This is a genomic window from Streptococcus pseudopneumoniae (assembly GCF_001072375.1).
GTDB lineage: Bacteria > Bacillota > Bacilli > Lactobacillales > Streptococcaceae > Streptococcus > Streptococcus pseudopneumoniae_L.
The window spans coordinates 1-12,419 of sequence record NZ_JVKV01000010.1; the positions used below are offsets into that span (position 1 = coordinate 1).

Genomic DNA, 12,419 nt, shown 5'->3' on the forward strand with positions numbered 1-12,419 from the left:
TTTCTAGCTACTTCTAGTCCCTTCATCTCTTCATTTCGAATCTCAATGTCCAAAAAGAAAAGCTGATGCGCCCCCTTCTCATGCACCTCTGCCAGCAATTGGTCTGGCTTTCCAAAGACCTCAAAAGAACTGGGAATGATACTCTGTTTTTTCAAAAGTTTTTCAATCGTCGTTTCAATTCTTGCTTGTTGGGAAAAATCATCTTCTAAAACAAATATTCTCATCTTCTTACTCTCCTTGTCTCAACCATTTTTGGCGAATTTCTCTATAACGACGTCTGGAATACTGAACAGCATATCGATCTTCTTCTCCAAGAAAAAGAATCTTCGATTGGAGTTCCATGGATTTTACTCGTTCAAGGTTGACCAGACAATTTCGATGACATCTCGTTAAAGTTTCCCCATATTGTTTTTCAAGCTTGCTTAAATTTTGAAACAGATCAAAGCTAGCGTCTTCTGTAACAATCTGCACGGTATGGGCTTTCCTTGGATGCGTTTGGATATAGTAGATATCCTTTATGTTTAATTTGAAAATTTCTTTCTCTTTTTGAACGATGATATAGTTCATGGATAACACCTCCTAAAAAGAGGATACCATAAGTCTAGAAACTATTTTTCACCAAATCCTAAACGGTTCTTAAAAATTCCTAAAGAGTCGAAGTTTTTTTGAAATAACTATGATAACCTTACAACTATTTTATCATAAAATTTCGCTATTACCATTCAGGAAATTTCAATGACAATTAAAGATTTGAAAGTAAAAAAAGAGTAAAAAGTGATAGGCTATGATTAGAAAGACAAAGGCTTAAAATAACTTTAAAACCATCACAAAGGAGGAATTCTCATGACGGATACAAATCCAATCAAAAGAGCTCAGACACTGATAACTGAGTTAAACAAAGCTTACCAAGTCTGCAAACAAGCAACAGCTGACGATGTCCGCTTTCAGGAGCAACTGGACAATATCCTCTGCTTTCTCTCTAAAGCTGAGACAGTGGATAATCGATTCTTGATTGAGCTGGAAAAATTTTACCAAACTTCCAGTCTTCTCCTGGGCCTCAGTGCTCTCAATCCAGACGCTCCTACTCGCGCCGCTTGGAGAGCCTATGACCGCTTTCACTTTGACCAAGTCAAGACCAAGTTGAGTCTCTACGGACCAACCCTTATCTTGTAATAGTCTTCAAAAATCTCTTCAAACCATGTTAGACTCTTCTTGAGTAATCTGCGGCTAGTTTCTGGTTTACTCTTTGATGTTCATTGAGGTCACGTAAATAAAAATAAGTTGAGCCAACCTGAACTCAACTTATTTTTTCATCTAATCTTATAAGATTTAGTCCTGCATCTGACGTTTCACCTGATAAGGGAGATACAAGATGTGTAAGACCAATCCAGCTCCAAGCAGGGCTAAAAGAGCTAGTTTTTCTTGGAGGGTAATCACCCCAACTACCAGTTGAACCAATAAAACAAAACCAGTCAATCCTCGGACAACCGCCTGTAATCCCCTTTCCTTTTGCCCCTTGTCTAGCGGGAAAAGTTGAGTCAAATATTGGTAATCAAAGGCGTGATAGAGGGCCAATAACTGAAAGAGCAAGAGGTAGTTAAATAGAACCACTACTGCTGTCGCAATCCAAGACTGCTCGATAAAGATCAACGCCAGCAAAGATAGGAAGAGGAGGCGAAGACTGAGGGCAAAAAGATCTCCATTTCGCAGATAAGAACGAAGATAGAGGTTCTGCCAAATCTTGCTCGGCACCTTCTGAACTGCTTTTAGGATAACATCTAGATAAGCTCGTCTCTTGACGCTGTTTGAAATTCCCTTGACTTGGGTAAAGAGGGCAAAGAAACGAAGTAAAAACTGCTTGCGTTTACTTTCTTGGGCAATCACATAGTCCCAGTCCAGATGATTTGCACTAAAAAACTTGCCAGTCTTTTTCTGAAACAGGAAATATTTCCCGACTCCCAACAGAAGAACATAGGCCCCAAAAACTCCTAAGCCTAAGCCCATGGCTAAAAATAACGGAGCAAAAAAGAGCAAAAAGAGAGTCTGTACACTAACCCAAAAGATGAAGGAAACTAAACTTTGCTTCTGGATGTGTTCTCTCACTTCTTCTTCAGCTACTAAGAGAAAGAGCTTATCAGGCGCTTCCACATAGGTTGCTATTCCTCCCCAAAGCATGAGTAAAACAGAGATAATCCCAATTAAACCTAGGATCGGTAAATGATTTTCAGGAAAATGCTGGAGCAGTTGACTATACTGATAGGCTAGAAAACCTACTAAGACCAGTAAAAACAAGACAAAGTGATCATTGAGCACATAGCGAAGATAACCGACACACTCTTTACGAAAAGCCTGCTTTCGCTTTAGAAACAACTCTTTCATCGGTCCTCCTCTTTGGTCAAAGCCAAATAGATATCATTGAGACTTGCTTCTGGCATGGCAAAAGCTTGTCTCAGCTCTTCAAGATCCCCTTTAGCTCTCACTTGGCCTTTATGAAGAATGACAAAAGAGTCACACATTTTTTCAGCAGAGTCAAGAACGTGGGTACTCATGAGGATAGACTTCCCTTTTTTCTTTTCAAGATCCAAAAGCTGAATCAAGTCCGAAATCGCCAGAGGATCAAGACCAAGGAAAGGTTCATCGACGATAAAGAGACTCGGATCCACAACAAAGGCACAGATAATCATGACCTTCTGCTTCATCCCTTTTGAAAAATGAACAGGGAACCAATCCAACTTCTGATCCAAACGGAACATTTTTAAAAGCGGTTCTACACGTTCAAAAGCTAGGTTTTGCTCAATACCATAGGCCATGGCAACCGTCTCGATATGTTCTCTGAGAGTTAATTCTTCGTACAAACTAGGAGTTTCAGGAATATAACCAATCTGCTGACGATATTCACGAGGATTAGCACCTAAGGTTAGCCCGTCGATGTTTATTTCTCCACTATAAGGTGTCAAAAGTCCAATAATTTCATTGATGGTCGTTGATTTCCCAGCACCATTGAGACCGATCAAACCGACCAACTGTCCACTCTCGACTGTAAAGGACACATCTTTCAAGACAGGAACATGAACATAGCCACCTGTCAGATTTTTAATTTCTAACATATTTTCTCCAAATCTGGTATAATGTAGCTATATTATATCAAAATTCAATACAGTAGAGGTAGATTTTATGTCAGATTGCATTTTTTGTAAAATTATCGCAGGGGAGATTCCCGCATCAAAGGTTTACGAAGATGATCAAGTTCTTGCCTTCCTTGATATCTCACAAGTGACCCCTGGTCACACCTTGGTCGTACCCAAAGAACACCATCGCAATCTTTTAGAAATGGATGCTACAAGCGCTAGCCAACTGTTCGCACAAGTACCAAAGATTGCTCAAAAAGTCATGACAGCTACCAAGGCTGCTGGTATGAATATCATCGCCAACTGCGAGGAAGTAGCTGGACAAACTGTTTTCCATACCCATGTCCACCTTGTTCCTCGTTACAGTGCAGATGACGACCTCAAGATTGACTTTATCGCACACGAACCAGACTTCGACAAACTTGCCCAAGTCGCTGAAACTATCAAAAATGCTTAAGGAGTCACTATGAAACTATCAAACTTACTACTTTTTGCAGGCTCTGCAGTTGGTTCCTACCTCCTCGTTAAAAATCGCCAAGCTATCACTGAAGAAGTTTTAGATACTACTGATCGCGTTGAAGCCATTAAGGATGACTTGGATATCATCCAAGATAGCCTGCAAATTATCGACCAACAAAAAGAACTCATCAAGGAATATCAAAAAGATTTGACCTATAAGTTTAAAGTCTTGGAAAAAGACGTCCAAACAAGATTAGCTGTACTAAAAGAATTGCAGGAAACTGAAGAAAACTAAGGAAAAGAAAATCTCCAACTTTCCTTATTCCCCTTTAAAGCCATTTTGGGTCAGCAGATCCTAACAGATTAGGGAGGGCATGAAAATGAAACAGTTTTTTAAAGTTTTGACGCGGATCATCCTGATTATTTGTGGTGGTCTCTGCCTTCTTGCAGCTCTGGCATTTCTAATACTGGCCAATCTTTTCAAGGCCTCACCAAGTGACATCCGAGAAGGAAATGAAGCCTTAAAACAAATCTTTATCTCCCTTGACCTGCCTCCTGAAAAAGTAGAATCAAATGGAAGCTATCAATTCGAGGGTGGGGGCTTAGATTTTTATGTGACTTTCTCTGATGATGTCGTCAATAGCCACCCTGTCCTAAAAGAAAGTCCAAATCTCACTAAAAACCAACTCAAAGTCTATGTCTTAAACACAGAAGAGATTTCCTACTATTCAGTAGAGGACAACTTATTCAATCATGGTTTATCCCAATTTTTAGAGGAGGAAGGCGAGAAGTATTTCCGAGAAAACGGAAAGAAATCACATTCTTCTTACACAATTCTAACTTTGAATGATTCGGAAAGCATGAAAAAGGGAATCGCATTCTATGAAAAAGCTTTGACCTTGGTGAATATTCAGGATAATTCGGCGATTAAGCGCATTGATACCGTCACCGTTAAGCCAGGCAAGGAAGCAGAACTCAAGCAACTCATCCAGGACATGGATGAGGCTGGCTTGCTAACTCAAAAATATCAATAACAGACCAGTCGGAAAATGATTTCTCCCATGCTAAAATCCTAAAGATTGCACGAAAAAGAGCCCGAAGGCTCTTTTTACTTTATGCTTTATTCTCCTTCAAAGGCATCCTTAATATGGTCAAAGAAGCCTTTTTTCTTTGGATTTACTTTCAAATCACCTGCAGCTGCGAATTCTTTCAAGGCTGCTTTTTGTCGTTCGTTCAAGCCTGTTGGAGTCACAACATTGACAGTCACGTATTGGTCACCAAGGGCACCACCACGAAGGCTAGGCGCACCTTTACCGCGTAGGCGGAATCGTTTACCAGTCTGAGTTCCTTCTGGAATGACTAATTCTACATCACCATGAACTGTAGGGATGTCTACTGTATCACCAAGTGCTGCTTGAACAAAATTAAGGTTCAAATTGTAGAAGATAGTAGTTCCTTCACGTTCAAACTTATCACTTGCTTCCACCGAAACTACTACATACAAGTCACCATAAGGACCACCATTAAAGCCAGCTTCACCTTGACCAGCTAGGCGGATTTGTTGACCTGTTTCCACACCAGCAGGGATTTTTACGTGTACGCTATGGGCTTGTTTTTCATGACCAGTTCCATGACAGGTTGTACATGGATCTTTGATTTCTTGACCACGGCCATGACAGACATCACAGGTTACTTGGCGACGCATCATACCGAGAGGTGTTTGGGTATCAACATTGATCACACCTGAACCATGACAGCGTCCACAAGTAACTGGACTTGTTCCAGGTTTAGCACCAGACCCATTACAAGTACGACAGCTTGCTTCACGATTGTATTTGACTTCCTTTTCTGTACCAAAAATAGCTTCTTCAAAAGTCAAATGAACGCGATACTGGAGGTCGTCACCTTGACGAGGGGCGTTTGGATTACGTGATGCACCGCCACCACCAAAGAAGCTTGAGAAGATATCTTCAAATCCGCCAAAGCCACCTGCTCCGTCGAAGCCTCCGAAACCGCCAGCACCACCAAAGCCACCGTTGGCTCCAGCCGCACCATATTGGTCATAAGCAGCACGTTTCTGTTCATCACTTAGGGTCTCATAAGCTTCTTGAACTTCCTTGTACTTGTCCTCAGCACCAGGTTCCTTGTTGATATCTGGGTGATATTTTTTAGATAATTTCCGATAGGCTTTCTTGATCTCATCTTGAGATGCATTTTTCGAAACGCCCAAACGGTCATAAAATTCAGTATTGTTCATTTAAGATACCAAGACCGTAAAATTCGACTGAAAAATAGGAAATCTGACGCAGGAGCGATGCTCCTAGACAGATTTATCTTTTTTCCGAGAATTTAGGTCGGGTTCATTTCCTTTCTTTCATATTGAGTAAGAAACTTCAGAGCTCGGCTACAATTCCCCGAACACTCTTTGTTCCTTTCTATTGATGTTGTAAATCAAACCTCGATGTAGGTCGGGTTCAATTCCTTTCTTTTATATTGAGTAAGAAACTTCAGAGCTTGGCTACAATTTCCCAAACACTCTTTGTTCCTTTCTATAATTTTTATGTAAATCTTTAGAGGGTATTTTCTATACTTCGCTTCACTTGATCAAAATCTTCATCTGATAGAGTAAATATCAAATCCTCTTCAGAGTACTCGTTTTTTTCTTTAAAATAGTTGTCAGTATTTTCCGCCAAACCTAGACTTAGAATCACTTCCCTTGCAAACTCTTGATGTGCGAATCCTATAGCCGTAATGATCTGTTTATCTTGCACAACCACTTTCGGTTGGAAATTCTCACGAGGAAGAAATTCAAAATAGTCAAAGAAGTTTTGCCAAATTCCACCTGTAAATTTCGTGTCCTTCAACAGACCTGCTTTCGCTAATAAAAGAGGCGCTGAAGAAATGGCTACAATCAAGACATCTCGCTCACCAAGGTCCCTCAAGAACGAAATCAATTTCTCATCCTGTAGGGCAGGTCCTATGTTTACCATTCCTGGCAAAATGGCACAAGAATAATCTTCTAGATTTATTTGATCCAGTGTTTTGGTCGGTTGACAGGGCAAACCATCCTCAGAGACCACCATCGAGTGATCTGAAGCGACATAATCAATCGTGACGTCAAAAGACAGAGCTAAAGTACTTGTTAAAGCGGTTATCTCATAGAGAGAAAAATTAGGATAAATGATACAAAGTACTTTTTTCATTCGCAACATCCTCTATTTTACCGAAAAACAGAGGCTGGGTTGCAACCTCTGGATTTCTTCTTATTATTACGACGTTCAAAAACAAAGTCGATTATACTTTGTTTTTGAACTAGTAAGGCGTTTAGGCAAGTCGCCATAGCGATTGCCGTAGAATGACAATCACTTTAGTGATTAGTCATTCTTAACGAGTTAAGCTGAATTGAGTTTCGGATTAAAGGAATCCTAAAATCTCGGAACCTTTCTTTATTTCAGGAGGTTCCGCTAAAACAATCCACTGGATTGTTTTACTTTTCAGTAAACTCTCCGTCTACGACGTCATCGCCTGCGTTTCCTGTTGCTTGTGCGCCTTCTGCTCCTGCTTGAGCTTGTTGGGCTGCTGCGGCTTGTTCGTAGAGTTTAACGGCAAGTCCTTGAGCTTTTTCGTTCAATGCTTCAAGTTTTGCTTTCATTTCGTCCAAGTTGTTGTCTTCTTGGGCTTTCTTAAGCTCATCGAGGGCAACTTGGGCAGCATCACGTTCTGCATCGAAGCCTTTACCTTCAGTTTCTTTGATTGTCTTTTCAGTCGCAAAGATTGCTTGGTCTACTTCGTTACGAAGGTCAACTTCTTCTTTACGTTTCTTATCTGCTTCAGCGTTAGCTTCTGCATCTTTCATCATGCGATCGATTTCTTCGTCTGTCAAACCTGAGTTAGATTGGATAACAATTGTTTGTTCTTTTTGAGTTCCAAGATCTTTGGCTTTAACAGATACGATACCGTTCTTATCGATATCAAATGTTACTTCGATTTGTGGAATACCACGAGGTGCAGCTGGGATATCTGTCAATTGGAAACGTCCAAGAGTCTTGTTATCTGCTGCCATTGGGCGTTCACCTTGAAGAACGTGGATATCAACGGCTGGTTGGTTGTCTGCTGCAGTTGAGAAGACTTGTGATTTAGATGTTGGGATAGTAGTGTTGCGATCGATAAGTTTTGTGAAGACTCCACCCATTGTTTCGATACCAAGTGACAATGGAGTTACGTCAAGAAGGACAACGTCTTTGACATCACCAGTAATCACACCACCTTGGATAGCAGCACCCATGGCAACAACTTCATCAGGGTTCACTGATTTGTTTGGTTCTTTACCAGTTTCAGCCTTAACAGCTTCTACAACGGCTGGGATACGAGTTGAACCACCAACAAGGATGACTTCGTCAATGTCTGACAGGCTCAAACCTGCATCTGAAAGGGCTTGGCGAACTGGAACTTTTGTACGTTCTACAAGGTCACGAGTCAAATCGTCAAATTTCGCACGAGTCAAGGTCATTTCCAAGTGAAGAGGTCCAGCTTCACCAGCAGTGATGAATGGCAAGCTGATTTGTGTTGAAGTTACACCAGAAAGGTCTTTCTTCGCTTTTTCAGCCGCGTCTTTCAAACGTTGAAGAGCCATCTTGTCTGTTGACAAGTCAATGCCGTTTTCTTTCTTGAATTCTGCTACCAAGTGGTCGATAATTTTTTGGTCAAAGTCGTCACCACCGAGTTTGTTGTCCCCTGCAGTTGCCAATACATCAAAGACACCATCACCCAATTCAAGGATAGATACGTCGAATGTACCACCACCAAGGTCGAATACCAAGATTTTTTCTTCTTTATCAGTCTTGTCCAAACCGTAAGCAAGGGCTGCTGCAGTTGGTTCGTTGACGATACGTTCTACTTCAAGACCAGCGATTTTACCAGCGTCTTTTGTTGCTTGACGTTGAGCATCGTTGAAGTAAGCTGGAACTGTGATAACTGCTTTAGTTACTTTTTCACCAAGGTATTCTTCAGCATAACCTTTCAAGTATTGAAGAATCATAGCTGAGATTTCTTGTGGAGTGTATTCTTTACCGTTAGCAGAAACTTTTTCAGAAGTACCCATCTTAGATTTGATAGAAATCACTGTATCTGGGTTTGTGACTGCTTGACGTTTTGCAGCGTCACCAACAATGATTTCACCGTTTTTGAATGACACTACAGATGGAGTTGTGCGGTTTCCTTCTGGGTTTGCAATGATTTTGCTTTCAGTTCCTTCAAGAACTGCTACTGCTGAGTTTGTTGTACCTAAGTCAATACCGATAATTTTAGACATATGTTTTTCTCCTTGTTGTTTTTTCTTCTTTTTTTCTTTTTGATACTCTTCTTAAGTGGCGACGCCGTCAGAGCTTGACTTCGTCAATCTCTTTGACTAAACTTTGAGCCTCAGGTCTCAAAGTTTGCGAAAATACCGCCACGGCGAAGAGTATCGCCTTTGGTTCGCTTCGCTCACTATTGGCAAAGCTGAATCATTCTTTATCTTTCTTTCATAGTTTATTGTCGTTTCGGACAAGGTTTCAATGTATATAGGTTGTGACACGAGAAGTCGAAATCGATATTATTTCGACGACGAGTTGCTTTAGCTACCGTCAGAATTGCCTAGTTATAAACCACTACCATAGCCGGTCTTAGGATGCGGTCATGGAGTTTGTAGCCTTTTTGGAAGACTTGTGCGATGGTGTCTGCTGGATGTTCGTCATCTGCTGGGACTGTTTGAATGGCCATATGGTAGTTATGGTCAAATTCACCATCTGCTGGAATTTCTTCAATTCCTTCTTCTTTCAGAGCATGTATCAAACTTTCTTGGACCATTTCCAAGCCCTTCTTCACATCATCTGTCAACCCTTCGACGGCAAGGGCACGTTCAAGGTTATCCAGTGATGGCAAGATTGCTTTGGCCAAATCTTGGCTGCGATAGCGTTGCAAGAGTTGACGTTCTTCATTGGCACGGCGCTGAATGTTTTGCATATCTGCATGAGCACGAAGGTATTTGTTTTCAAATTCTTCGGCACGTTCATTTGCCAAGTCCAATTCAGACTTCTCAGGAGTTGTTTCTTCAGCTGTTTCCACAACTTCCTCTTCTTTTACTTCTTCATTTTTAATATCTTGGGCCATTTTCGCCTCCTTTAATGATTTCAATCTTAATTCACTTCATAGTGATTACTGCTGAGATAGCGGTAAAAATCCGTCAACTTCATAGTCAAAACTCGATTGACAACATTAAGTTGATTGACCAATTGTTGATAATCCAGATTAACCGGACCTATAATCGCAAGAATTCCAAATCCACGATAAGGAATCAGGAACTTACTGCTAATCACCGCTAAGTCAGCAAGACAAGATTCTTGGCTATCCGCAACTCGGACACTTTGCATCTGGTCGCCAATCAGATTCTCTCGAATTTCTAAAGCTACTTTTTGTGGCTGATCAAAAAACTGATAAGCTGCTAGATTTGCGAAATTCAGAAGATTGACTTTTCCAGAAACCACGATATTTTCATTGAACATTTCTTTGAAGATATGTTCAACGAGGTCCATGACGTTATCCGTTGTTGTAAAGTAACGTTGGATAATCTGCGGAATCTCTGTCCGAATCTTGTAGTGAATATCCAAAACAGTTTGATCCAGGAAACGCTCTTGAATCATGGTCTTGAGGCGATTTAAATCCTCCTGCAAGAAATTTCTCGGAATCAAAAACTGACTGGTAACTGTTCTAGACTCATCAAGCGTAAAAACTGCCAGTGCTGTATGTTGTCCGAGGACAACGATATCAAAAGCTGTTAGCTTCTGCCTACTTGGTTCAACATCCAGTGCTACAACCGTACAACCACTCAAGTCTGACAAGATTTTAGTTGCCTCTTGAAGGATATCCTCAAGTTTGAAGAATTCTTGATCAAAGGCTTTTACAATCTCATAAACTTGATTTTCAGCTAAACGGTCAAAGGATAGGGAGTGTTTGACATAGTATTGAAAACCAGCCACACTCGGCATCCGACCACTGGAAGTATGTGCCTTTTCAAGCAAACCTTGCTTTTCTAGAGCTGCCATATCATTTCGAATGGTAGCACTACTGGAGTTAATAGACTCTTGCAATGCTTTAGATCCAACAGGTTCGTGCGTTTTGGTAAAGATGTCAATAATCAGATTTAAAATATTCTGCTGACGTTCTGTAACCATCTCGCTACTCCTCTCTGATAGATCTTTTAGCACTCGATACATTCAAGTGCTAACTTATGATTCTATTATACACCCTTAAAAGAGAATGTCAAGACAAAAACTCAAAAAATTAGCACTCTTTTGTTAAGAGTGCTAAAAATCAGTCTGAGGACCTAGAAACTATTGTCAATCAACCAGATATTTCCGTTTAAGTCTATAAAAACTATAGATTAGATAAGTAATCATGAGAGCATATAGGGCAAAAATAAGGAAGAAAGACTGAGAGAGACTTTCGCGAAACAGACTCATACAAACAACAAGACCACCAGAGATAGAAACTGTAGATGTACGAAGTCCAGATTTCACACCATCCCATCTAAGACGATTGTTCATAAAAATTTGATCGTTCGGAACTAAATCATCAGTTGCCTTTCGAAAAACAGAATAAGAACAATTTTCCACAAATTCCCATCCTCTATCCTTAATACTTTGTAAATCTACCTCATTTTTTCTAAGATAGCTAGTATTCCATACACAGTAAACCACATCATCTGGTTGGCATTGCTCAAAATAGAAAAAGCCAAAACGATTTGCTTTATATCTCCAACCTTTCAAATGCATCTCATGCAAATACTCTTCTACCTTATCCAAATCAAAAATGATAAACATTCGAAATTGTACTTTGCTATTCATTGTCTGACCTCCAAATTAGAAAACATGCATGGTTTTATTTATCAGATAATTCTTTCCACTTTTGAATCAATCTCCAAAAAATATAAGAAATCTGAATCGCGAAAACTATCAATAAAGTACAGTCTATGATAACAATCAAAAACATTCCCCAACTGAAATAACTTCTTCCACTGAGTAACTTTGAGAAAACCGGTAGTAGCGCTGAAAAGAGAAGCAAAACAGGAAGCATCCGCATTGTTAAAATCTTCTTGACCATTGCTAACTTCCCGGCCGCGTCATTATAAATTTCAAACTCGGCATCCGACTCAACTCCAGAATAAAGCTTTCTAAAGTAGGAAAAACCATTAAAGTTTGTAATATGCTCCCAGCCACAGTCTTTATATAATTGTAAATAGGAAGCTCTCTCTGATTTTTTCATAGGATAAAAGTCCAACTGATAAACCACCTGCTCCGGTTGGCACTTTTCAAAAGTATACTTAACCGCAACTACTAAGTTAGAATAGCTTACTTCCTTAAGTTTCCAGCCCTGAGCATGCATTTCTCCGAGATAGAGAGCCTCTCTATCATAATCCGCAATGGTAGCAATTCTATAAACAACTTTCTTTTCCATCAAAGCTCCTCCCGACTGTTTCTGTAGAGTCGTTCAATACGTTTCAACTCAATCTCTAAAACTTTACGGCCCAAGTCTGTTATCTGATAGATTTTTCGTTTTTCCTCTTCTCGGACAAAGGAAATCAAACCATCCTTTTCCATCTTTGACAGGGTTCCATACATAGTTCCAGGACTAATCGAAACCTGCGAATCTGTCATTTCTTTGACCTTTTGCGTAATACCATAGCCATGGTTCTCCTTTTGCAGACAAAACAGAATATAAAATCCCGTTTCAGTCATGGGAAGGTAGACACGCCTAATCTTATCTGTTAATTCCATTTAACCAGACCTCCTATTT

Annotated in this window: 15 protein-coding genes and 1 pseudogene; 4 read left to right on the top strand and 12 right to left on the bottom strand. The window is 40.2% G+C overall.

The features are described from left to right. Positions 1 to 224 (bottom strand): annotated as a pseudogene (locus tag ADH31_RS00580) (DNA-binding response regulator); the annotation flags it as partial. A gap of 4 nt (positions 225 to 228) precedes the next feature. After that, positions 229 to 567, bottom strand: a complete 339-nt coding sequence (locus ADH31_RS00585; RefSeq protein ID WP_049508257.1) for a LytTR family DNA-binding domain-containing protein — start codon at positions 565 to 567, stop codon at positions 229 to 231. Between the two features lie 276 nt (positions 568 to 843). Here ADH31_RS00585 and ADH31_RS00590 point away from each other — a divergent pair, with 276 nt between their 5' ends. Next, positions 844 to 1,173 carry a hypothetical protein gene (locus ADH31_RS00590; RefSeq protein WP_049508259.1) on the top strand — a complete coding sequence of 110 codons (330 nt, stop codon included), beginning with the start codon at positions 844 to 846 and terminating at the stop codon, positions 1,171 to 1,173. Between the two features lie 156 nt (positions 1,174 to 1,329). Here ADH31_RS00590 and ADH31_RS00595 read toward each other — a convergent pair whose 3' ends face one another. Both ADH31_RS00595 and ADH31_RS00600 read right to left on the bottom strand, forming a co-directional pair. Beyond that, a complete protein-coding gene (locus ADH31_RS00595; protein ID WP_049508261.1) occupies positions 1,330 to 2,379 on the bottom strand; it encodes an ABC transporter permease in 1,050 nt (349 codons plus the stop codon). Further along, complete coding sequence (locus tag ADH31_RS00600) at positions 2,376 to 3,107, bottom strand: ABC transporter ATP-binding protein (RefSeq protein WP_049508263.1); 732 nt, start codon at positions 3,105 to 3,107, stop codon at positions 2,376 to 2,378. Before ADH31_RS00600 ends, ADH31_RS00595 begins: the two co-directional genes overlap by 4 nt. A gap of 67 nt (positions 3,108 to 3,174) precedes the next feature. Here ADH31_RS00600 and ADH31_RS00605 point away from each other — a divergent pair, with 67 nt between their 5' ends. The 3 genes from ADH31_RS00605 (at position 3,175) to ADH31_RS00615 (ending at position 4,621) form a co-directional block, all read left to right on the top strand. Further along, positions 3,175 to 3,585 carry an HIT family protein gene (locus tag ADH31_RS00605; RefSeq protein WP_049508265.1) on the top strand — a complete coding sequence of 137 codons (411 nt, stop codon included), beginning with the start codon at positions 3,175 to 3,177 and terminating at the stop codon, positions 3,583 to 3,585. 9 nt (positions 3,586 to 3,594) lie between these two features. Then, on the top strand, positions 3,595 to 3,882 hold the full coding sequence (locus ADH31_RS00610; protein ID WP_045763640.1) for a hypothetical protein: 288 nt from the start codon (positions 3,595 to 3,597) through the stop codon (positions 3,880 to 3,882). Positions 3,883 to 3,967: 85 nt separating this feature from the next. Beyond that, on the top strand, positions 3,968 to 4,621 hold the full coding sequence (locus tag ADH31_RS00615; protein ID WP_049508266.1) for a hypothetical protein: 654 nt from the start codon (positions 3,968 to 3,970) through the stop codon (positions 4,619 to 4,621). 86 nt (positions 4,622 to 4,707) lie between these two features. Here ADH31_RS00615 and dnaJ read toward each other — a convergent pair whose 3' ends face one another. From dnaJ to ADH31_RS00655, 8 genes are all read right to left on the bottom strand, one after another. Beyond that, complete coding sequence (gene dnaJ / locus ADH31_RS00620; protein ID WP_049508269.1) at positions 4,708 to 5,844, bottom strand: molecular chaperone DnaJ; 1,137 nt, start codon at positions 5,842 to 5,844, stop codon at positions 4,708 to 4,710. 313 nt (positions 5,845 to 6,157) lie between these two features. Then, a complete protein-coding gene (locus ADH31_RS00625; RefSeq protein ID WP_049508271.1) occupies positions 6,158 to 6,790 on the bottom strand; it encodes a DJ-1/PfpI family protein in 633 nt (210 codons plus the stop codon). Positions 6,791 to 7,074: 284 nt separating this feature from the next. Further along, a complete protein-coding gene (gene dnaK / locus ADH31_RS00630) occupies positions 7,075 to 8,898 on the bottom strand; it encodes a molecular chaperone DnaK (RefSeq protein WP_049508272.1) in 1,824 nt (607 codons plus the stop codon). Positions 8,899 to 9,221: 323 nt separating this feature from the next. Continuing rightward, a complete protein-coding gene (grpE, locus tag ADH31_RS00635) occupies positions 9,222 to 9,737 on the bottom strand; it encodes a nucleotide exchange factor GrpE (protein ID WP_049508274.1) in 516 nt (171 codons plus the stop codon). 26 nt (positions 9,738 to 9,763) lie between these two features. Further along, positions 9,764 to 10,798 carry a heat-inducible transcriptional repressor HrcA gene (hrcA, locus tag ADH31_RS00640; protein WP_049508275.1) on the bottom strand — a complete coding sequence of 345 codons (1,035 nt, stop codon included), beginning with the start codon at positions 10,796 to 10,798 and terminating at the stop codon, positions 9,764 to 9,766. Positions 10,799 to 10,963: 165 nt separating this feature from the next. Next, positions 10,964 to 11,470 carry a DUF2812 domain-containing protein gene (locus tag ADH31_RS00645; RefSeq protein WP_049508277.1) on the bottom strand — a complete coding sequence of 169 codons (507 nt, stop codon included), beginning with the start codon at positions 11,468 to 11,470 and terminating at the stop codon, positions 10,964 to 10,966. 34 nt (positions 11,471 to 11,504) lie between these two features. Beyond that, positions 11,505 to 12,080 (bottom strand): DUF2812 domain-containing protein, encoded by a 576-nt coding sequence (locus tag ADH31_RS00650; RefSeq protein WP_049508279.1) that lies wholly within the window; start codon positions 12,078 to 12,080, stop codon positions 11,505 to 11,507. Continuing rightward, a complete protein-coding gene (locus ADH31_RS00655) occupies positions 12,080 to 12,400 on the bottom strand; it encodes a PadR family transcriptional regulator (protein WP_049508281.1) in 321 nt (106 codons plus the stop codon). Before ADH31_RS00655 ends, ADH31_RS00650 begins: the two co-directional genes overlap by 1 nt. Between the last annotated feature and the right edge of the window lie 19 nt (positions 12,401 to 12,419).